At 62.0% G+C, this 21,060-nt stretch carries 21 protein-coding genes; 14 read left to right on the forward strand and 7 right to left on the reverse strand.

Features of this window, described 5'->3' with window-relative positions; all coding sequences use genetic code 11:
- Positions 1 to 76: 76 nt before the first annotated feature.
- Genes zwf through CWE01_RS29420 form a run of 3 tightly spaced genes read left to right on the forward strand, consistent with a single transcriptional unit; the run spans position 77 to position 2,929 of the window.
- The gene (gene zwf, locus CWE01_RS29410; protein WP_100944086.1) at positions 77 to 1,546 is read left to right on the forward strand and encodes a glucose-6-phosphate dehydrogenase; all 1,470 of its coding nucleotides are present in this window, start codon (positions 77 to 79) and stop codon (positions 1,544 to 1,546) included.
- A complete protein-coding gene (pgl, locus tag CWE01_RS29415) occupies positions 1,533 to 2,246 on the forward strand; it encodes a 6-phosphogluconolactonase (protein ID WP_100944087.1) in 714 nt (237 codons plus the stop codon). Before zwf ends, pgl begins: the two co-directional genes overlap by 14 nt.
- A 17-nt stretch (positions 2,247 to 2,263) precedes the next feature.
- Entirely contained in the window at positions 2,264 to 2,929 is a 666-nt protein-coding gene (locus CWE01_RS29420) for a bifunctional 4-hydroxy-2-oxoglutarate aldolase/2-dehydro-3-deoxy-phosphogluconate aldolase (protein WP_100944088.1), read from the forward strand.
- An 80-nt stretch (positions 2,930 to 3,009) separates the two neighbouring features.
- Here CWE01_RS29420 and CWE01_RS29425 read toward each other — a convergent pair whose 3' ends face one another.
- Together CWE01_RS29425 and CWE01_RS29430 are read right to left on the reverse strand one after the other, a co-directional pair.
- Complete coding sequence (locus CWE01_RS29425) at positions 3,010 to 4,194, reverse strand: aminotransferase class V-fold PLP-dependent enzyme (RefSeq protein ID WP_100944089.1); 1,185 nt, start codon at positions 4,192 to 4,194, stop codon at positions 3,010 to 3,012.
- A 25-nt stretch (positions 4,195 to 4,219) separates the two neighbouring features.
- Complete coding sequence (locus CWE01_RS29430; RefSeq protein WP_027619874.1) at positions 4,220 to 4,456, reverse strand: DUF3820 family protein; 237 nt, start codon at positions 4,454 to 4,456, stop codon at positions 4,220 to 4,222.
- A 208-nt stretch (positions 4,457 to 4,664) separates the two neighbouring features.
- On the opposite strand from CWE01_RS29430, the gene CWE01_RS29435 reads away from it, so the two are divergent.
- Positions 4,665 to 5,129, forward strand: coding sequence for a PA2169 family four-helix-bundle protein (locus tag CWE01_RS29435; protein ID WP_100944090.1), 465 nt, complete (start codon positions 4,665 to 4,667; stop codon positions 5,127 to 5,129).
- 49 nt (positions 5,130 to 5,178) lie between these two features.
- Here CWE01_RS29435 and CWE01_RS29440 read toward each other — a convergent pair whose 3' ends face one another.
- Together CWE01_RS29440 and CWE01_RS29445 are read right to left on the reverse strand one after the other, a co-directional pair.
- Complete coding sequence (locus CWE01_RS29440) at positions 5,179 to 5,649, reverse strand: MaoC family dehydratase (RefSeq protein ID WP_017126221.1); 471 nt, start codon at positions 5,647 to 5,649, stop codon at positions 5,179 to 5,181.
- Between the two features lie 72 nt (positions 5,650 to 5,721).
- Positions 5,722 to 6,666 carry an alpha/beta hydrolase gene (locus tag CWE01_RS29445; RefSeq protein WP_100944091.1) on the reverse strand — a complete coding sequence of 315 codons (945 nt, stop codon included), beginning with the start codon at positions 6,664 to 6,666 and terminating at the stop codon, positions 5,722 to 5,724.
- A gap of 242 nt (positions 6,667 to 6,908) precedes the next feature.
- Between CWE01_RS29445 and fadD2 the strand changes: the two genes are divergently transcribed.
- Both fadD2 and fadD1 read left to right on the forward strand, forming a co-directional pair.
- Positions 6,909 to 8,597 (forward strand): long-chain-fatty-acid--CoA ligase FadD2, encoded by a 1,689-nt coding sequence (gene fadD2 / locus CWE01_RS29450; RefSeq protein WP_100944092.1) that lies wholly within the window; start codon positions 6,909 to 6,911, stop codon positions 8,595 to 8,597.
- A gap of 391 nt (positions 8,598 to 8,988) precedes the next feature.
- A complete protein-coding gene (gene fadD1, locus CWE01_RS29455; protein WP_100944093.1) occupies positions 8,989 to 10,686 on the forward strand; it encodes a long-chain-fatty-acid--CoA ligase FadD1 in 1,698 nt (565 codons plus the stop codon).
- A gap of 58 nt (positions 10,687 to 10,744) precedes the next feature.
- Here fadD1 and CWE01_RS29460 read toward each other — a convergent pair whose 3' ends face one another.
- The gene (locus CWE01_RS29460) at positions 10,745 to 11,125 is read right to left on the reverse strand and encodes a hypothetical protein (RefSeq protein WP_100944094.1); all 381 of its coding nucleotides are present in this window, start codon (positions 11,123 to 11,125) and stop codon (positions 10,745 to 10,747) included.
- A gap of 210 nt (positions 11,126 to 11,335) precedes the next feature.
- On the opposite strand from CWE01_RS29460, the gene CWE01_RS29465 reads away from it, so the two are divergent.
- From CWE01_RS29465 to def, 3 genes are all read left to right on the forward strand, one after another.
- Positions 11,336 to 11,527 carry a CsbD family protein gene (locus tag CWE01_RS29465; protein ID WP_100944095.1) on the forward strand — a complete coding sequence of 64 codons (192 nt, stop codon included), beginning with the start codon at positions 11,336 to 11,338 and terminating at the stop codon, positions 11,525 to 11,527.
- 187 nt (positions 11,528 to 11,714) lie between these two features.
- Positions 11,715 to 12,659 (forward strand): YihY/virulence factor BrkB family protein, encoded by a 945-nt coding sequence (locus tag CWE01_RS29470; protein ID WP_100944096.1) that lies wholly within the window; start codon positions 11,715 to 11,717, stop codon positions 12,657 to 12,659.
- Positions 12,660 to 12,661: 2 nt separating this feature from the next.
- Positions 12,662 to 13,201, forward strand: coding sequence for a peptide deformylase (def, locus tag CWE01_RS29475; protein WP_100944097.1), 540 nt, complete (start codon positions 12,662 to 12,664; stop codon positions 13,199 to 13,201).
- Positions 13,202 to 13,223: 22 nt separating this feature from the next.
- On the opposite strand, the gene CWE01_RS29480 is transcribed toward def, so the two are convergent.
- Positions 13,224 to 14,060: a class I SAM-dependent methyltransferase gene (locus CWE01_RS29480; protein WP_100944098.1), complete on the reverse strand. Its 837-nt coding sequence runs from the start codon at positions 14,058 to 14,060 to the stop codon at positions 13,224 to 13,226.
- 59 nt (positions 14,061 to 14,119) lie between these two features.
- A complete protein-coding gene (locus CWE01_RS29485; protein ID WP_100944099.1) occupies positions 14,120 to 14,557 on the reverse strand; it encodes a GNAT family N-acetyltransferase in 438 nt (145 codons plus the stop codon).
- Positions 14,558 to 14,874: 317 nt separating this feature from the next.
- Between CWE01_RS29485 and CWE01_RS29490 the strand changes: the two genes are divergently transcribed.
- From CWE01_RS29490 to CWE01_RS29510, 5 genes are all read left to right on the forward strand, one after another.
- Positions 14,875 to 15,816: a fatty acid desaturase gene (locus CWE01_RS29490; RefSeq protein ID WP_100944100.1), complete on the forward strand. Its 942-nt coding sequence runs from the start codon at positions 14,875 to 14,877 to the stop codon at positions 15,814 to 15,816.
- A 9-nt stretch (positions 15,817 to 15,825) separates the two neighbouring features.
- Positions 15,826 to 16,617 (forward strand): phosphate/phosphite/phosphonate ABC transporter substrate-binding protein, encoded by a 792-nt coding sequence (locus tag CWE01_RS29495; protein WP_100944101.1) that lies wholly within the window; start codon positions 15,826 to 15,828, stop codon positions 16,615 to 16,617.
- 119 nt (positions 16,618 to 16,736) lie between these two features.
- Positions 16,737 to 17,246 (forward strand): sigma-70 family RNA polymerase sigma factor, encoded by a 510-nt coding sequence (locus CWE01_RS29500; protein WP_100944102.1) that lies wholly within the window; start codon positions 16,737 to 16,739, stop codon positions 17,244 to 17,246.
- 1 nt (position 17,247) lies between these two features.
- Entirely contained in the window at positions 17,248 to 18,204 is a 957-nt protein-coding gene (locus CWE01_RS29505; RefSeq protein WP_100944103.1) for a FecR family protein, read from the forward strand.
- Positions 18,205 to 18,307: 103 nt separating this feature from the next.
- Positions 18,308 to 20,983: a TonB-dependent siderophore receptor gene (locus CWE01_RS29510; protein WP_100944104.1), complete on the forward strand. Its 2,676-nt coding sequence runs from the start codon at positions 18,308 to 18,310 to the stop codon at positions 20,981 to 20,983.
- Positions 20,984 to 21,060: the final 77 nt, after the last annotated feature.

Here is a 21,060-nt window from a genome sequence, read left to right on the forward strand (position 1 = left end):
TTATTACTACATTTTTCCTTGAGTGATGCCTCGAAAAAAGGTATTTATCGTTTAACTTGATAAAAGAACAAACATCATGCCTTCGATAACGGTTGAACCGTGCACCTTTGCCTTGTTTGGCGCCCTGGGCGACCTGGCGCTTCGCAAGCTGTTTCCTGCCTTGTATCACCTCGATGGCGCGGGCCTGCTGCATGAGGACACGCGCATCCTGGCGTTGGCCCGCGAGCCCGGCAGCAATGCCGAGCACCTGGCGACCATCGAAGAAGAACTGCGGGTCTTTGTCGAGGCCAAGGAAATCGACGAGGCGGTGCTCGAGCGCTTCCTCGCCCGCCTGAGTTACCTGCACGTGGACTTCCTCAAGCCCGACGACTATGTCGCCCTGGCCGAGCAAGCCGGTACCAGCCAGTGCCTGATCGCTTATTTCGCCACGCCGGCCTCGGTCTATGGCGCGATCTGCGAGAACCTGGCCAAGGTCGGCCTGGCCGAAAACACCCGGGTGGTGCTGGAAAAACCCATCGGTTCGGACCTCGAGTCGTCGCGCAAGGTCAACGACGCCGTGGCGCGCTTCTTCCCGGAAAACCGCACCTATCGCATCGACCACTACCTGGGCAAGGAGACGGTGCAGAACCTGATCGCCCTGCGTTTCGCCAACAGCCTGTTCGAAACCCAGTGGAACCAGAACTACATCTCCCACGTGGAAATCACCGTGGCCGAGAAGGTCGGTATCGAAGGCCGCTGGGGTTACTTCGACAAGGCCGGCCAACTGCGGGACATGATCCAGAACCACCTGCTGCAACTGCTCTGCCTGATCGCCATGGACCCGCCGGCCGACCTCTCGGCCGACAGCATCCGTGACGAGAAGGTCAAGGTGCTCAAGGCCCTGGCGCCGATCAGCCCGGAAGGCCTGACCACCCAGGTGGTGCGCGGCCAGTACATCGCCGGGCACAGCGAAGGGCATTCGGTGCCGGGTTACCTGGAGGAAGAAAACTCCAATACCCAGAGCGATACCGAGACCTTCGTCGCCCTGCGTGCCGATATCCGCAACTGGCGCTGGGCCGGCGTGCCGTTCTACCTGCGCACCGGCAAGCGCATGCCGCAGAAGCTGTCGCAGATCGTCATCCACTTCAAGGAACCGTCGCACTACATCTTCGCCCCGGAGCAGCGCCTGCAGATCAGCAACAAGCTGATCATCCGCCTGCAACCGGACGAAGGTATTTCCCTGCGGGTGATGACCAAGGAGCAGGGCCTGGACAAGGGCATGCAACTGCGTAGCGGGCCGCTGCAACTGAATTTCTCCGACACCTATCGCAGTGCGCGGATTCCGGACGCCTACGAGCGTCTGCTGCTGGAAGTGATGCACGGCAACCAGAACCTGTTTGTCCGTAAAGATGAAATCGAAGCCGCGTGGAAGTGGTGTGACCAGTTGATCGCCGGCTGGAAGAAATCCGGCGATGCGCCCAAGCCGTACGCGGCCGGGTCCTGGGGGCCGATGAGCTCCATTGCACTGATCACGCGGGATGGGAGGTCGTGGTATGGCGATATCTGAATTGAAACTGCCGCAAGGCGTGCAGGCGCACGAATTCCGCAGCCCGGCGCTGTTGGCCGAGGGCCAGGCGCAAGCCGTGGCCGAGCAACTGCGGGCGGCCATTGCCGCACGCGGCGCGGCCACCCTGGTGGTGTCCGGCGGGCGCAGCCCGGTGGCGTTCTTCCAGAGCCTGGTGAAGCAGGAGCTGGACTGGTCCCGTGTGGTGGTCAGCCTCGCTGATGAGCGCTGGGTGCCGGTGGAGCACGCCGACAGCAACGCTGGCCTGCTCAAGCGCTACCTGCTCCAGGGCCCGGCGGCCAAGGCGCGGTTTATCGGCTTGTACAGCGCCGCGGCGAACCTGGAAGCGGCGGCCGAACAGGCCGATCAACTGCTCGCCGAATTGCCGGATATCGACGTGCTGGTCCTGGGCATGGGGGATGACGGGCATACCGCCTCGCTGTTCCCCGACAGCCCGAACCTGGCGGCGGCCCTGCAACTGGATGGCAGCCGGCGCGTCTGGCCGATGCTGGCGCCGACCGTGCCGCACCAGCGCCTGACCATGAGCCGGGCGCTGCTGGCCTCGGCAGCCTTCACCGTGCTGGCGATTTCCGGCCAGTCGAAGCTGGCCACCCTGAATGCCGCATTGGCCGGCGATGACCTCGCCGCCATGCCGATTCGCGCTTTCTTGCAACCTACCCTGAATATTTACTGGTGCCCATGAGTCAAGGATCCGCTGCTATGACAAAAAATGTCCCGACCGTCTCCATGGCAGACAAGGTCGCCCTGATCGATGAGCTTTGCACCCGTGCACGGATTCTTCCGGTGATCACCATTGCCCGTGAGCAGGATGTCCTGCCGCTGGCCGATGCCCTGGCCGCTGGTGGCCTGACCGCGCTGGAAGTGACCCTGCGCTCGCAGTTCGGCCTCAAGGCGATCCAGATCCTGCGTGAAGAACGTCCGGAACTGGTGACCGGTGCCGGCACCGTGCTCGATCGGCAGATGCTGGCGGCGGCGGAGGCGGCGGGTTCGCAATTCATCGTCACCCCGGGCATTACCCGTGACCTGCTGGAAGCCAGCGTCGACAGCCCGATTCCGTTGTTGCCCGGCATCAGCAATGCCTCGGGGATCATGGAGGGGTATGGCCTGGGCTATCGCCGCTTCAAGCTGTTCCCGGCGGAAGTCAGTGGTGGCGTGGCGGCGATCAAGGCCCTGGGCGGTCCGTTCGGCGAAGTGAAATTCTGCCCGACTGGCGGCGTCGGCCCGGCCAATATCAAGAGCTACATGGCATTGAAAAACGTGATGTGCGTGGGTGGCAGCTGGATGCTCGATCCCGAGTGGATCAAGAACGGCGACTGGGCGCGGATCCAGGAATGCACCGCCGAGGCGCTGGCCCTGCTGGACTGATTTATCGTTACTGAATTTCGTTGTGTGTTCTACGGCTTTACGGTGCGCTTGGTCGGCGCACCGTTTTTTTTGCCTGGCGATCAGCCGCTCAATTCGCCCAAGGCCCGCGCCAGCTGCTTCAGGTCCTCGGCCGAGTTGGCCAGTCCCGGCGTGACCCGGATGCAATTGCCATGGGCCGTGCCTTCGCGAACCACGGTAAACAGGTTGTACTCCGCCAGGAGTCGGTCGACCATCCGCTGCTGGTCCGGCTCATGCCGAAAGCGCAGCGAGGTGATGCCGCAATACAACCGCGGATCATCCGGTGTCAGCACCTCGATACCCGGCATCCCGCGTGCCGCGCCCACCCAGATATCCCGCAGGTAATTGAGTCGTGCGCCCTTGGCTGCCGAGCCGCCCAGTGCCCGATGTTCCTCGAAGACCAGGGGCAAGGTCATCCAGGCTGGAATATTCGGCGTGCCATAGGGGGCGCGCGAACGGATATCGCTGATCGGGTAGCGGTCCTCGCCCATGTCGGGGTCGATCTCCTCGAGGCGCGTCGGATCGATATAGATAAAGCCCAGGCTCAGGGGCGCGCCCATCCATTTCTGCAGGTTGAAACCGGCGAACAGGATACCCAGCGCTTCAAGGTTGAAATCGATCTGGCCCAGGGCATGGGCGCCGTCGAGGATCACATCCACCCCATGTTTGCGGGCGGCGGCAGCGATGGCTTGGACCGGCATCACCAACCCGCTGCGATGGGTGACATAGGTCAGGGCCATCAGCTTCAGCCGGGGATAACGCTCGAAGGCTTCCTGATAGGTGTTCACCAGGCTGGCGAAGCTTGCCGGGAAGGGATGGCTGATTTCGATCAGTTCAATGCCACGGTTGCGTGCCAGCCAGCGCATGGCACCGAGGACGCTGGGGTATTCCTGGTCGCTGACCAGCAACTGGTCGCCGGGCTGCAGGGCATTGTAGTTGCGGATCAGCGAATGCAGGCCGTCGCTGGCGCAGCGGGTCAGGGCCACGGCCTCGTGGTGGGTACCCAGCAGGTCGGCCAGTTGCGCGCGAATCTCCAGGCTTTCGAGGGTTTCGAAGCGCTGGCGCACGTGCACCGAGTTGCTGCGGTTGATGAACTCGATATGGCGTTCGTACGCCTCCACGACACTGCGAGTCATGCGGCCGAAGTAGCCGTTTTCCAGGTTGATCGGGCCGGGCTCCACGTCATAGCGCGCGGCCACGCTGCGCCAGAAGTGTTCGTCGCGGGCGTGTTCTTCATTCCAAGACATGGCGGTGCCTCTCTCGACAACGGGGTCAATGGCGGGGTTTGGGTTTGCCGTGCTTGGCGCGAAGCGGGTCGAGCAGGTCGGACAAGCCGTTGTGGTCGATCTCCTGCATCAAGGCGAGCAGGCCACCGAGCTCGCCGTGTGGGAACCCCTCGCGGGCGAACCAGTTCAGGTACGGGCCGGGCAGGTCGGCGATGATCCGCCCCTTGTATTTGCCGAACGGCATTTCGCGGGTGACCAGCAGTTCGAGTTTCTCGGGATTCATGGGCGACCTTGTCTTGCGCTGTTCAAGCGTCTTGAAAAATACAGGCATTCTGCATGCAGGCCAATTGACAGTTCATGCAAATAACCGCCATACAGATAGTTGGCTTATTTCTAAGTATTTGAAATATATGTATAAAATAATCGGTCAAGGCTTGGCACGGTGACTGCAACAGTCTTTGGTACCTTTCACCACCAGAAGGAATTGAGCCATGACCAGCATCAACAAAGAAGCCGTATCGATTCTCAATGATCTGATCGAAGTCAGTAAAGACGGTCAGAAAGGTTTTCAGACCTGCGCTGAAGACATCAAGAATCCCGAGCTGAAGGCGTTGTTCGTGCACCGTGCCAGCGAGTGCGCCGCATCCGCGACCGAACTGCAGGCCGAGGTGCGCAAATTGGGCGGCGATCCGGAGACCTCCACCAGTGTCGCCGGTGACCTGCACCGTCGTTGGGTGGACGTGAAGTCGCTGTTCACCGGCAAGGGTGAAGAGGCGGTACTCAACGAAGCCGAGCGCGGCGAAGACCACGCCAAGAAAGCCTATCGCGAAGCGCTGGAGAAGCTGGCCAAGCACAATCTGGTGGGCCTCACTGACCTGGTGAACCGTCAGTATCAGGGTGTGCTGCGCAATCACGACCAGGTGAAAGCGCTGCGTAACATCGCCCGCGCCAGCTAAGTTTCACGCTGCCATGAAAAACGCCGGTTGATCCGGCGTTTTTTTTGCATCAGCCAATGGTGATCGGCGGTGGGCTGGTCAGGGTGACCGTCTGTTGCTTGCGCGGTGCGAGGATCTCGGCTTCGCCGTCGACCACCAGTTCATCGCGCTGGTTGAACACGCGGGTGGCAATGCGCACGCGGAATTTCGGCAGCTTCTCGAGGATCTCCAGGCGGACGGTCAGGGTGTCGCCGATCTTCACCGGCTTCTGGAAGCTCATCTGCTGGCCCAGGTAGATGGTGCCCGGCCCGGGCAGTTCGCAGGCCACCGCGGCGCTGATCAGCGCACCGCTGAACATGCCGTGGGCAATACGCTCCTTGAACATGCTCGCGGCGGCGAACTCGGCGTCCAGGTGCACCGGGTTGTGATCGCCTGACATGGCGGCGAACAACTGGATATCGCGCTCTTCAACGGTCTTGCTGTAGCTGGCGGTCTGGCCGACTTCAAGGGCTTCGTAAGGCGTGTTGGTAACCTGGGTCATCGCAAGGTGGTCCTGTAAGGGTGTTATTTGAAATCAACGGATTGATTTCAAAGAAAATGATTTAGCCGGCGATCATTCCGAGCGCGACGGGCGACGATGGGCCAGGGCCTGTTCCAGCCACTGGATCAGGTCGCGGGTGACTTCCTCGCGGTTGGTCTCGTTGAACACTTCATGCCGTGCCTGTGGATAGACGTTCAATTGCAGGTTCTGGCTACCGGCGGCGCGCAAAGCGTCGGCCAGATCCTTGAGACGCTTGCCCTCACTGACCGGATCACATTCGCCACCGATCACCAGCAGCGGCAGGCCCGGGTCGATCTGCGCGAGGTTTTTCGCCTTGCTGATCTGCTGCAGGCCACCGAGCAGATCAATCCACAATTGGTTGGTGCAACGGAAGCCGCACAGCGGGTCGTTGACGTATTTGTCCACTTCATCCGGGTCACGGCTCAGCCAGTCGAAAGCCGTGCGATTGGGTTTGAAGGCCTTGTTGAACGAACCGAATGACAGCCAGTCGATCAGCGCGCTGCGCCCGGTGGGGCCCTGGCGCCAGCGTTCGAAGCGGGCAATCGCGCCGGCCGCGCGGTACAGCGCCACCGGCTGGAAGTTCGAGCCGCTGAGGACCGCGCCCTGCAAACTGGCGCTGTGGTGCAGCAGGTAGGCCTGGGCGATGTAGCTGCCCATGCTGTGGCCGAGCAGGATGATCGGCACTCCGGGGTGCTGTTCGCCGATGCGCTGGTTGAGGCTGGCCAGGTCACTGACCATCGCGCACCAGCCGTCCTGGTCGGCGTAGTGGCCGAGCACGCCGTGTTCGGCGGTCTTGCCGTGGCCGCGCTGGTCGAAGGCGTACAAACCATGGCCGGCGGCGCACAGGGCTTCGGCCAGGCGGGCATAACGGCCGCTGTGTTCGGCCATGCCGTGGGACAGCAGGATCACGGCCTTCGGTGGGCCGTCCGGCAACCAGCGATTGACGTACAGGCGGCTGTGGTCACTGACGGTCAACCAGAAGGTGTCATGGATCATGGCGGTTCCTTTGCACGGGGACGAGACGGACATCGGCCGGGGCGCGTTGTCGCTCCATTGTATAGCGCATCCTTGCACAGGAAGCAGACCCTCCTGCGCATTGGCAGCAAGATTCATGATGTTAATGACTGTGTCCAGCATATTTGCCTGATGCCCGTTAGCTGCTAACGTCCGCTAAGCACCGCTTTTTTCGCCTTGGGCGCAGGCGGCCCCGCAGAGGCTCAGGTAAGAGGACAAAAACAATGCAACCTGATTTCTGGAATGACAAGCGCCCCACCGGCGTACCCCTGGACATCGATCTGGGTGCCTACAAGTCGGTGATCGAGGTGTTCGAGCGCTCCTGCAAGAAGTTCGCCGATCGTCCGGCCTTCAGCAACATGGGCGTGACCCTGACCTACGCCGAGCTCGAGCGCTACAGCGCGGCCTTCGCCGGTTACCTGCAAAACCACACCGAGTTGCAACCGGGCGACCGCATTGCGGTGCAATTGCCCAACGTCCTGCATTATCCGATTGCGGTGTTCGGCGCGTTGCGCGCGGGGCTGATCGTGGTCAACACCAATCCGCTGTACACCGTTCGCGAGATGCGCCATCAGTTCAAGGACTCCGGCGCCCGCGCGCTGGTGTATCTGAACCTGTTCGGCCAGCGGGTCCAGGAAGTGCTGCCCGATACCCAGATCGAGTACCTGATCGAAGCGAAGATGGGCGACCTGATGCCCGCCGCCAAGGGTTGGCTGACCAACCTGGTGGTGGACAAGGTGAAGAAGCTGGTGCCGGCCTACGACCTGCCCCAGGCGGCCTCGTTCAAGAGCGCCTTGCGCCTGGGCCAGGGCAACGCGATCCGGCCATTGAGCGTTGGCCTGGACGATATCGCGGTGTTGCAATACACCGGCGGCACCACGGGCCTGGCCAAGGGCGCGATGCTGACCCATGGCAACCTGGTGGCGAACATGCAACAGGCCCGGGGTTGCCTGTCCCAGCCTGGCGACGATGGCCAGCCGCTGCTCAAGGAAGGCCAGGAGGTGATGATCGCGCCGCTGCCGCTGTACCACATCTATGCCTTCACCGCGAACTGCATGTGCATGATGGTCACCGGCAACCACAACGTGCTGATCAGCAATCCGCGGGACATCGGTGCCTTTATCAAGGAGCTGAAGAACTGGCGGTTTTCCGCGCTGCTGGGGCTCAACACCCTGTTCGTGGCGTTGATGGAGCATCCGGAGTTCAAGACCCTGGATTTTTCCAGCCTGAAACTCACCAACTCCGGGGGCACCGCGCTGGTCAAGGCCACCGCCGAGCGCTGGCACAAGCTCACCGGTTGCCGCATCACCGAAGGCTACGGGCTGACCGAGACTTCGCCGATCGCCTGCACCAACCCCTATGGCGACAAGGGCAAGCTGGGCACGGTGGGCTTGCCGGTGCCCGGTACGGCCTTGAAGGTCATTGACGACAACGGTGTCGAGCAGCCGCTGGGCGAGCGTGGCGAGTTGTGCATCAAGGGGCCGCAAGTGATGAAGGGCTACTGGCAGCAGGTCGAGGCTACTGAACAGGTGCTCGATGCCGAGGGCTGGTTCAAGACCGGCGACATTGCGGTGATCGACCCGGACGGCTTCGTGCGCATCGTCGACCGCAAGAAGGACATGATCATCGTCTCCGGTTTCAACGTGTACCCCAATGAAATCGAAGATGTGGTGATGGCCCATCCGAAGGTCGCCAACTGCGCGGTGATCGGCGTGCCGGACGAGCGTTCCGGCGAGGCGGTGAAGTTGTTTGTGGTGGCGCGGGATACGGGGGTCAGCCTCGAAGAGCTGAAGGCCTACTGCAAGGAAAACTTTACCGGCTACAAGGTACCCAAGCACATCGTGCTGCGTGATTCGTTGCCGATGACGGCGGTGGGCAAGATCCTGCGGCGGGAGTTGCGGGATATCGCTTGAGCCGCAAGTGATGCGGTGTCATTGAGGGCCTCTTCGCGGGCAAGCCCTGCTCCTACAGCGTTGTGTCGTACACAAAATCGGTGAACGACGACGGACTGTAGGAGCAGGGCTTGCCCGCGAAGCTTTTTGGCCTTGAAACCCTCGATCCAGAGCGAAAATCCAACAAATAGAACCTTTACTCTAAAAGTGACCGCTTGTGTTTCTTGAGTCATCTTTATGACCGTAAGGGCCACGTTTGGCTCTAGGCGACCCTCGGCAAAGCTGCTACTCTCGGCGCGCTTTGTGACTTCTCGGCGTAGGTTAAAGCCGGATTCACCCAATAAAAAACACAGACAAATAATAATCGCATCAAATGCGGTGCTGAATTCGCGTTGCTGAGGAGTAGGCTTCCATGATCGAAGACTTTTGGAAGGATAAGTACCCGGCTGGGATTGCTGCCGATATCAATCCCGACGAGTACCCGAATGTTCAGACGGTATTGAAACAGTCTTGCCAACGATTCGCCAGCAAGCCGGCCTTCAGCAACCTCGGCAAGACACTCACCTACGGTGAGCTGTACGAACTGTCGGGTGCTTTTGCCGCTTACCTGCAACAGCACACCGACCTGCAACCGGGCGATCGCATCGCCGTGCAGTTGCCCAACGTGCTGCAATATCCAGTCGCGGTCTTCGGCGCCATTCGTGCCGGGCTGATCGTGGTCAACACCAACCCGCTGTACACCGCGCGGGAAATGGAACACCAGTTCAACGACTCCGGCGCCAAGGCCCTGGTGTGCCTGGCGAACATGGCGCACCTGGCCGAAACCGTGGTGCCCAAGACCGGCGTCAAGCACGTCATCGTTACCGAGGTCGCCGACCTGTTGCCGCCGCTCAAGCGCCTGCTGATCAACAGTGTCATCAAGTACGTGAAGAAGATGGTCCCGGCTTATCACCTGCCCAAGGCCGTCAAGTTCAACGACGTCCTGAGCAAGGGCCATGGCCAGCCGATCAAGGAAGCCAATCCGGTCAGCAGCGATGTGGCCGTATTGCAATACACCGGCGGCACCACCGGCGTGGCCAAGGGGGCGATGCTGACCCACCGCAACCTGGTGGCGAACATGCTGCAGTGCAAGGCGCTGATGGGCTCGAACCTCAATGAAGGTAGCGAGATCGTCATCACCCCGCTGCCGCTGTACCACATCTATGCCTTCACCTTTCATTGCATGGCGATGATGCTGATCGGTAATCACAACATCCTGATCAGCAACCCGCGCGACCTGTCGGCGATGGTCAAGGAACTGTCGAAGTGGAAGTTCAGCGCCTTTGTCGGCCTGAACACGCTGTTCGTCGCACTGTGCAACAACGAGGGTTTCCGCAAGCTGGACTTCTCCGCGCTCAAGGTCACCCTGTCCGGCGGCATGGCCCTGCAGCTGGCGGCGGCCGAGCGCTGGAAAGCGGTGACCGGCTGCGCCATCTGCGAAGGTTACGGCATGACCGAAACCAGTCCGGTGGCGACGGTGAACCCGAGCCAGAGCATCCAGATCGGTACTATCGGCATTCCGGTGCCTTCGACCCTGTGCAAGGTGGTCAACGATGCCGGGGAAGAACAGGCCCTGGGCGAAATCGGCGAGCTGTGCATCAAGGGCCCGCAGGTGATGAAGGGCTACTGGCAGCGCCAGGACGCCACCGACGAGATCCTCGACAGCGAAGGCTGGTTGAAGACCGGCGACATCGCGGTCATCCAGCCGGACGGCTACATGCGGATTGTCGACCGCAAGAAGGACATGATCCTGGTGTCGGGCTTCAACGTCTATCCGAACGAATTGGAAGACGTGCTGGCGACCTTGCCGGGCGTGCTGCAATGCGCGGCCATCGGTGTACCGGACGAGAAGTCCGGGGAAGTCATCAAGATCTTCATCGTCGCCAAGCCGGGTGTGACCCTGACCAAGGACCAGGTGATGGAGCACATGCGCGCCAATGTCACCGGCTACAAAGTACCCAAGTTCGTCGAGTTCCGCGATGCGTTGCCGACCACCAACGTCGGCAAGATCCTGCGTCGCGAGCTGCGCGATAGCGAGCTTGCGAAGCTGGGCCTGAAGAAAATCGCCTGACCCGCTGAAACGACAAAGCCCCGCCATGCGGGGCTTTGTCATTTATGGCATCTGCTATTCAGGACTGCTGGAACGGCGCGAAGTCCACACCGGTACCGGCCGGGCGTACGTCCTTGAGGAAGGAGTCCTTGTCGGCACTCAGCTCCAGGCTCAGGGTAGGGCGGCGTTTGCCGGCGTTGCGCACCACCAGGCCTTCCATCTTCTCGCGCAGGAACGCCGTCGTCACCTTCAGGTGCAACAACTGGTCGGTGCTCGGGGTATGCAGCAACAGATGCACCCATTCGTACTGGCCGATCGCCAGGCGGGCCACCGGGATATCGAACCACCAGATGTTCTTGTTGCGGTTCAATTCGGTGAAGTGACAGTTGTTGAGGCCCAGCACCGCGCCGCCCAGTTCCTGGTTGCGGCGGGCGATGGCCTGCTTTTTATCGAGTTTCATGACTTTCCTACCGTTATCGATCTTCAGCGCCAGAGCCTGAATCTGGTGCGCATTCTCGGGGGTTGGCGGGCAAACATAAAGCCAAACCTGAATTCTTCGATAAAAAGCGCGTGTAAACATCGCCTGAAAAAAAATGAAACTCCGCGCGCAGGCCCCGGGTCAACCTTATGTCGAGACATGACACCCGCATTTCTTACTTGGAGAAATATCATGAGCAGCACCAGCGATAAAATCAAAGGCACGGCGAACGAAGCGGTGGGTAACGTCAAGCAAGCCGTCGGCAAGGCCACCGGCAACAACCAGATGCGCGCCGAAGGCAAGGTCCAGGAGCTCAAGGGCGATGCCCAGAAGGCTGTCGGCAAAACCAAGGACGCCATCAAGAAAGGTGTCGATCGAGCCTGACCCTTCGGGGTACGGACCCAGCGGCCATCCCAGGATGGCCGTTTTCGCGTGGCGACTACACTGCTTAAGATCGAGAAATGTTTTGAGGGTCGCCAACCGCCTTGCTTTGGGTTAGAAAGAGCTGTGCTGGAGCCCCCTTTTGAGTCGCCTTGACTCGCTACCTTTATTTGCGGCGAAAGGAGACGCTATGATTTTCCCTGAGTTGCGCGACCTGCCCCTGCATCGCGTGATGATGCGCACGGTCACTGAGTTCGTCGCCGACGAAATGTCGACCTATGCCTCGGCACTGGCCTACCAGATGCTGTTTTCGTTGTTTCCCTTCCTGTTGTTCCTGATCGCCCTGATCGGTTTCCTGCACCTGCCGGACTTCTTCACCTGGCTGCGCATGCAGTCGGAACTGGTATTGCCGCCCCAGGCGCTGGACCAGGTCAACCCGGTGATCGACCAGTTGCAGCAATCCAAGGGCGGCCTGCTCTCGGTGGGTATCGTCATTGCCCTGTGGACCGCCTCGGCCGGCGTGCGGCTGATGATGAGCGCGATGAACGCTGCCTACGACGTGGTCGAGGGCCGGCCGATCTGGAAGCGCTTCCCGCTGTCGATCTTCTACACCGTCGGCATCGCCGTGATGCTGCTGGCCGCCGCCGCGCTGATGGTGCTCGGGCCGCAGGTGATGAGCTGGGTGGCGGGGCAGATCGGCATGCAGGAGTACGTCGTCACGCTCTGGACCTGGCTGCGCTGGCCGGTGGTCGTCGTGCTGCTGATGTTCGCCGTGGCCCTGATGTACTACGTGATGCCGGACGTGAAGCAGAAATTCCGCTTTATCACTCCCGGCTCGGTACTCGCGGTGGTGGTCTGGATCGTCGCGTCCCTGGGCTTCGGCTATTACGTGAAAACCTTCGCCGACTACAACGCAATGTATGGCAGTATCGGGGCGATCATCGTCCTGCTGCTGTACTTCTATATTTCCGCGGCGGTCCTGTTGCTCGGGGCTGAAATGAATGCGGTGATCGAACACATGTCGTCCGAAGGCAAGAATCCTGGCGAAAAGGACTTCCACGAGCATGACGACACCATGCCTATCTCCGGATTGGGGCGGGACCACTCCCTCAAGCCGACTATTGACGAAACCTGATCATGATTCGTGAAATCCTGAAAATGGGCGATGAGCGCCTGCTACGCATCGCCCCGCCGGTGCCGGCGGAACTGTTCAACAGCAAGGCGTTGTGGGAGCTGATCGACGATATGTTCCAGACCATGGAGCACGTCGGTGGCGTCGGCCTGGCCGCGCCGCAGATCGGCGTCGACCTGCAACTGGTGATCTTCGGTTTCGAGCACAGCGAGCGTTATCCGGATGCCGAGGCGGTGCCGCAGACCATCCTGATCAACCCGCTGATCACGCCCCTGGGGCCGGAGCTGGAAGAAGGCTTTGAAGGTTGCCTTTCGGTGCCGGGGCTGCGGGGGGCGGTGGACCGCTACTCGCGTATCCGCTACGAAGGCTTCACACCCAACGGCGAACCGCTGGTGCGGGTCGCCGAGGGTTTCCACGCCCGGGTGGTGCAACACGAGTGCGACCACCTGATCGGCCGCCTGTACCCGTCGCGGATCAGCGACTTCAGTAAATTCGGTTTCACCGAAGTGCTGTTCCCCGACCTGGACCCGACGGCGGACGACTGATCGTCCGCGCCTCCAGCGTCTTTTACTGGGCCGCCACCTTGCCGGGTTTGATGAAGCGCAAGGTCAGGCGGTCCGATTCGCCGATGGCCACATACTTGGCCCGGTCCTGCTCACCCAGCTTCAGCGAGGGTGGCAAGGTCCAGACCCCACCGGGATAGTCCTTGGTGTCCTTGGGGTTGGCGTTGATTTCGCTTTGTCCTTCCAGCGCGAAGCCGGCATCGGTGGCCAGTTTCACCACGTAGGCGGTGGGCAGGTAGCCGCTTTGCTTGATACTGGCCAGGTCCGCGCCGTCCTTGGCGCGGTGATCCACCACGCCGAGCACGCCGCCCGGTTTCAGTACCTTGAAGAAGGCGCTGAACATCGCCGGGGCGTCGTCGGCCATGACCCAGTTGTGCACATTGCGGAAGGTCAGCACGCGGTCTGCCGAGCCAGGCTTGCCGAACACCGGTGCCTGGGGATCGAACTCGACCACGCCGGCCTTGGCGTAGTGGCTCGGGTCCTTGGCGAATTTCTGCTTCAGGTTGTCGGCCGAGCGCTTGGCGAACTCACTGGTCGCGGGCGCCTGCACGGCCGCGATGTAATGTCCGTGGTCCTTGAGCAGCGGCGCGAGCACTTCGCTGTACCAGCCACCGCCGGGGGTGATCTCGATCACCGTCTGGTTGGCCTGCAAACCGAAGAACTGCAAAGTCTGTCGGGGATGGCGGTAGCCGTCGCGGACGCTGTTTTCCGGCGCTCGCCACGGGCCGTCCAGGACCTTGGCGTATTGCGCGTCGGTGATGGCGGTACTGGTGGTGGCGGCCTGGCTGGCGAGTGGCGCGAGAAGGGCGGTCAAGGATAAAGCCACGAGCGTGCGTTTCATGATCATCCTGGTCAAAACGAGTGTGTGCTCGAGGCTAGCACGGGCAAATGCGCCACCGATCACACATTTTGCACAGTCGACCTCACCAACGGTTCTATACCCAGGGCGATCATCGGCTTGCTGCGCGAGTAGCGCGCCAGGCGCTCCGCCAGTGGCTGCGGCAGGGCCGGGTCACTGTGGAAGCCCTGGCGTTCATAGAACCCGCGCAGGTCGGGATGGCAAAACAGCCAGACCGGGCCGTTGCAGCCGCCGAGGGCCTCTTGCACCAACTGCGCGGCGATGCCCTGGCCGCGCTGTGGCGGGGCGACGAACAGCCCGGTAAGCCAATGTCCCTGGGCAACCGGTGTCAGCGAGAGACCGCCGATGATCTCTCCTTGCCGGGCTACCCACAGTTGCCCGTCGCTGGCCGAACGCATCGGCGAGTTGTGCGCGCGGTAGAACTTGTTCAGCAATGGCCGCAGCGTTTCCGGCAGCTGTGCGTAGTCGGGATCGGGCATCGAATTCATCGCTGGAGGAGGCTGGCGCGGGATTATAAGAGAGCTGAAGTGCTCGGATGGGTGTATACCTGAGTCTACATCCATCTGGAGTGCGCATCATGAGCAAGGGCATGGATTCAAAGAAAGCCGCGAAGAAGAAACCCGCCAAGAGTGCCGACGAAAAGCGTGCGGCGAAGAAGGCCAAGAAGGTGGATGTGTTCGGTCACTGAGGGTTCTAAGGATATAACCAATCGATCTGCAAGATTTGTCGTCGGTAATTCACATCAAGGGATAAAGCCGGGGTTTATCCATCGGCTGAACCTGTGTGAAGCCGAACGATGCCCAATTACCTCGATGTTGCCCAACGCGAAGAAATCCTGCAGTTGCAGCAAACCTTCACCGGTCGTACCGAATGGCCGACCTGGCTATTGCTGATCGGTGTCTATTCAAGCTGGTTCGCCGTGCTGCTGGCCAGCCCCTGGCTGGGCCTGTGGCCGAGCACCTTGTTGCTGATTCCCATCGTCACCTTGTGGATGTCGGTGCAGCACGAATTGCTGCATGGTCATCCGACCCGTTTCGTCTGGCTGAACAAGCTGATGGGTTATGCGCCGCTCGCCGTCTGGTATCCCTACACCCTCTATCGTGACAGCCACCTGTTGCATCACCGCGACGAGGACCTGACCTTGCCCGGTGTCGACCCGGAAAGCCGCTATTTCAGCCAGCAGGACTGGCCGAACCGTTCAGCCTTGGCCCGTGGTCTGCACCGTTTGAACAAGACGGTCCCGGGGCGCCTGCTGTTGGGGGCGCCGCTGTCCTTGTTCGGTCTGCTCAGGGAGGAAGTCCAGCGCCTGCGCCGTGGCGACCGCCAGGCTTGGCTGATGTGGCTGACCCACGGCACGCTGACCCTGTTGACGCTGGCGTTCATCGCCCGTTACAGCGTGATCCCGGTCTGGCATTACCTGCTGCTGATCAGCGTTCCGGCGCTGTCGCTGGGGGCGCTGCGGTCTTTCTATGAACACCGCCCGAGTGCCTTGCCGGAGCAACGCACGGTGCTCAACGAAGCGGGCTGGCCCTGGCGCTGGCTGTTCCTCAATCTGAACCTGCACCTGGTGCACCATGACCTGCCGAAACTGCCCTGGTATTTCCTGCCACGGGTCTATCGTGCGCGGCGTGACGCCTGGTTGGCGCGTAGCGGTGGCTACCTGGTAAAAGGCTATGGCGAACTGGCGCGGCGGCATGCGCTGCAAGTTGTCGATAGCCCACAGCATCCGTTTGCCTGAGGAACGTTCATGACTCACCGTTATGCAGAATTGTTGATGTATGTGGCGCCGCGGGAAGTGCGGGAGGCCAACGAACGCTGGATCGAGCGGATTGTGGAAAAGCTCGGCGTGCACCGTGGTTCTGCCCAGGATCTGGACTTGATGCAGCTCTGGCTATCCCCACAACTGCTGTTCACCCAGACCTGCGGTTATCCGCTGATGAGCCTGTTGCGCGGTCAGGTCAAGGTGGTCGGGCGTCCGCGTTATGAGCTGGAGCATGCCTCGGGCGGTGATCATTGCAGCCTGTTGCTGAGCCGTGAAAGCGAAGGCCGGCGTACGCTGGAAGACTTCTACGACAGCCGGGGCGTGATCAACGACGAAGGCTCCAATAGCGGGATGAACCTGCTGCGACATGCACTGGCGCCCCTGCAGCGGGACGGTCGGTTCTTCTCCAGTGTCGGGCAGAGTGGTGCTCACCGCGAAAGCCTGCGCTGGTTGCGCGAGGATCTCGCCGACCTGGCGGCGGTGGACAGCGTGACCTTTGCCTACCTGGCGCGCTTTGCGCCCCATGAGGTGGCCGGGTTGAGAGTGGTGGCGCGCAGTGCCTTGAGCCCGTGCCTGCCTTACATCACCCATGCCGGGTCGAGCGTCGATGAGATCGAGCGCATTCGCGCGGCGATGAACCAGGCCTTGCACGAGCTTCCCGATGTTGCGGCCACCCTGGGTTTGAGCGAGATATTGCCGGCGAGCGAGGCGGATTATCAGGTCTTGCTGGATTATCGGGATCAGGCCCAGGCGCTGGGATTGGCGTTAATTCATTAAATAACTAAGGGGTATATAAAAATAGTTTTTAAATATTATTAAAGAATAAGCCGTGTTGGTAGGATCCCTGCCACCGGACCACCGGACATACAGCGCATCCCTCTTGAACTGGAGCCACTATGTCCGGCGCCGACACACCTCACAGCGATTACGTGGGCGGATTGTTCCGTAGTCATTACCCATGGCTGTGCGCCCGTTTGCGCCGCCACCTGGATTCCAGCGCCAGCGCCGAAGACATCGCCGCCGACACCTTCGTCCAGTTGCTGATGGCCCCCGACGCCGTGCCGATCCGCCAGCCGCGCGCGCTGCTGACCACCATTGCCCAGCGCCTGATGTACCAGCTCTGGCGCCGCCGCGACCTGGAACGCGCCTACCTCGATGCCCTGCAACAGGCCCCCGACGCTGACGTGCCGTCGCCCGAAGACCTGGCCCAGATGCTCGAAGCCCTGGAAAACATCGACTGCCTGCTCGACGGCCTGCCGGACAAGGTCAAGGCCACCTTCCTGCTGTCCCAGGTCAACGGCCTGACCTATCCCGAGATCGCCGCCGAACTGGGCATTTCCCAACGCTCGGTCAGCGACTATATGGCCCGGGCCATCAGCCGCTGCCTGCGCGCGAGGGGCGACTGACATGAACCGCGAGCCGAAAGATCCGCTGATCGAGGAAGTCACCCGCTGGATCGTCCTGCTGCATTCCGGTCACGCCAGCGAGGCCGACCAGCGCGCCTACCGGCATTGGCGCAGCCAGGACCCGCGTCGCGAACAGCTCTGCAGTCAACTGGAAACCCGCCTCGGGGTGTTCCGCATTCCCATTGCCCAGGGCGTCGATGCGCAACTGCTGCAACGCACCCTGAGCGCGTCGCCCAACCGCCGCAAAGTCTTGCAGGGCGCCCTGGTCGGCGCCGGGGTGATCCTCGGTGTCGGTCTTCTGGCCCATGGCGGCGGCCTGCCGCTGGCTGAACTGAGCGCCGACTTGCGCACCGGCACCGCCGAGCGCCGCAGCCTGGAACTGCCGGATGGCAGCCGCTTGCAGCTCAATGCGCAAAGTGCCGCCGATATCGATTTCAGCCCCCGGCAGCGGCAACTCCGTCTGTTGGACGGCGAACTGCTGGCTCAGGTCGCCAATGATGCGGCCCGGCCGTTTGTCGTGCAGACCGCCCAGGCGCGAGTGCACGCCTATGGCAATCGCTTGCAGGTGCGCGAAAGGGCCGGCAGCGGCCATGTCGTCGCGCTCAGCGGCGCGCTGGAAATCCACGGACCCGCCGGTGAATACCTGCAATTGCCGAGCGGCCACGAGGTGTCCTACGACCGCTATCAATTCGGCCCGATCCTGCCCAGTCGCATGGATGCCACGGCTTGGGTCGACGGACTGCTGGAAGTGCGCGATGCCGCCCTGGCCGAGGTGATCGAGGCCTTGCGTCCCTATCGTCCGGGGGTACTGCGCCTGGACCCGGCCATCGCGCAACTGCGCGTCAGCGGCCTGTTCCGGCTGGACAACCCGCAGCAGGTCCTCGACACCCTGGCCCGCACCTTGCCGATTCGCATCGCCCGGCACACCGAACTGTGGGTGACCTTGAGCCCGGCCTAGGCGGTTGGTTCTAAGGCCATAACCAAAGGGTCTGCAAGTTTTTCCTTGGCCATTGCACATCACTCCCGTAAGCGCTGCCGAGGGAGCAGCGCTGTTCGATTCCATGGGGGGAATCACTTTGCGTCCGTACAACACCAACACAGCAGCACGCCGTTCACTGCGCAGTTTCGCCATCGCACCCTTGGCCGGGCTGTTTCTCACCTGTGCCTACGGTGCCGAGGAAGCCCGGCAGGAATATCACCTCGCCCCCGGTCCGCTGGACGAGGTGCTGCTCAATATCAGCCGGCAAAGCGGCCAGGTGATTTCCTTCACGCCGCAACTGAGCAACTACTCGTCGGCCCAGGTGGACGGTTCCCTGTCGGCCCAGCAGGCGGTGAACGAAGCCCTGCGCGGGACCGGCCTGCAATTGCAGGTCAGCCCCGAAGGCGCGTTCATCATCAAGGAGGGCGCCGCTTCGAGCCAGGCCGCCAGCACCGCCAAGGCCGCTGCACGCAACAGCGATGCCGCCGCGCCGACCCTCGACCGCGTGGTCGCCATCGGCACGCGGCGCAGCGATGCCACGGCCCTGACCAGCACCGCGCCGGTGGATGTAATCAATGCCGAGGAACTCAAGCAGACCGGTGCCACCAGCCTCAACCAGGCCTTGTTCCAACTGCTGCCGTCCTTCAACTTTCCGCAGAACCAGAGTGCGACCCGTGGCCAGGATCCCAAGGGCGCGTCCTTGCGCGGGTTGGCCCCGGACCAGACCCTGGTGCTGATCAACGGCAAGCGCCGGCATGCCTCGGCGGTGGTGAACATCTCCGGCGGCGTGCCTTTCGTGGGCGCGCAGCCGGTGGACCTGGACATGATTCCGATCAGCGCCATCGACCATGTCGAAGTGCTGCGCGACGGCGCCTCGGCGCAATACGGCTCCGACGCCATCGCCGGGGTGATCAATATCGTGCTCAAGGAGCGCGACAGCGGCGGTGAGATCAATACCCAGCTGGGAAAATTCGCCCAGGGCGACGGTTTCTCCAAGGCTACCGACGGCTGGTATGGCGTAGGCCTGCCGGGGGATGGTTTCCTGACCCTGAGCTTCAACACCCTGAACAACAAACCCGATGATATCGGCGACAGCTACCAGGCCAACGGCCAGACCCAGGACCCGCGCTGGGGCGGCGCCGGACGCGACAAGTACAACCTGGCGGCCAACGCCGAGATCGGCCTGAGCGAGCAATGGCGGCTCTACAGCTTTGCCACCTTCGGCCAGGACACCTCGGTCAACAACACGCCGCCGCTGCTGGCGGGCAACCCGAACAACGTGGCGGCGATCTACCCCAACGGCACCATTCCCAAGTACCGCTATCGCTATGAGGACGGTGCGCTGACCGTCGGCTCGCGCTACGAGGATGCGAGCCTGGGGCGCTTCGACCTGAGCGCCACCTACGGTCGCGATACCCATGACGAAACCGCGTTCGACACGGTCAACCCGAGCTTCGGCGCGGCCAGCCCGACCCGCTTCAATGTCGCCACGCTGATCAACGAACAGACCAACCTGACCCTGGATTACGCCAAGGACCTGGACGTGGATTGGTCCAAACATCCGCTGACGGTTTCCGCCGGTGTTGCCTACCGCAACGAGCGTTATCGCCTGGAGGCGGGTGATGCCGACTCTTACTCGTTTGGTGGTATCAACGATGTCCAGGTCGGTGCGGTGCAGGCTTCGGGCCTGACGCCGGACGATGCCGGAACCTACAGCCGCAATGTCGGCGGGGTGTATTTCGGCCTGGAAAACCAGCTCACCGACAAATTCCAGTTCGGCCTGGCCGGGCGCACCGAGCACTATTCGGACTTCGGTTCGGCCACCACCGGCAAGGTCTCGGCGCGCTATGACTTCACCCCACGGGTCGGTCTGCGGGCCACGGTGAACAACGCCTATCGCGCCCCGACCCTGGGCCAGATCGGCACCTCCTGGACCACCACCACCAACGTCGATGCCAACGGCAATCCGGTGCTGACCCGCATGCTGCCCGCCGACAACCCGGCGGCGCGGGCACTGGGTGCCCAGCCGTTGAAACCGGAAAAATCCACCAACTTCTCCCTCGGCCTGGTGTTGCGTCCAACCGACCAGGCCTCGGTGACCATCGATGCCTACCAGATCAGCATTCGCGATCGCCTGCTCTACAGCGGTGGTATTTCCGGGCCCCAGGCCGAGCAGATCCTCCAGGCCGCCGGCTACGGCCAGTACACCTGGGCGCAGTTCATGACCAACGCCGCCGACACCCGCACCCGGGGTATCGACATCGTCGGCAAGTACAACCTCGACCTGCAGCAGTTCGGCAACCTGGCCCTGTCGGCGGGCTACACCAAGGCCAAGACCGTGATCGAGCGGATCAACTCGAACCCCTACGGGTTTGACGTGTTGACCCGTGAAGCGCGGGGCTTCCTCGAGCACGGCTACCCGGAAGACAAGCTGGTGTTCGGCGCGGTGCATCGTTATGGCGCCTGGACCGTGGCGCTGAACGAGACCCGTTATGGCCAGTACCGCAAGTACGCGACCACCGATGCGGCGGCGCAGTACGACCAGACCTTCTCGGCGCAATGGACCACCGACCTGGACGTGAACTACGCCTTCACCAAGCAGCTGCGACTGTCGGTGGGTGCCAACAACCTGTTCGACAGCAAGCCGGACACCTTCAACCCGCAACTGCGCCAGACCGCGGGCCAGCAATACAGCTTCCTGTCGCCGGCGGCACCGGAGGGGGCCTTCTACTACACACGGCTGAGCTACGACTTCTGACGGCTATCCATCCCGGGGGGGAAATACCTCCCGGGAGCACCACAACGATTGACCATGAAAACCAAACCACCACGAGG

Source organism: Pseudomonas sp. QS1027, from assembly GCF_002814235.1.
In the GTDB taxonomy this organism is placed as follows: domain Bacteria; phylum Pseudomonadota; class Gammaproteobacteria; order Pseudomonadales; family Pseudomonadaceae; genus Aquipseudomonas.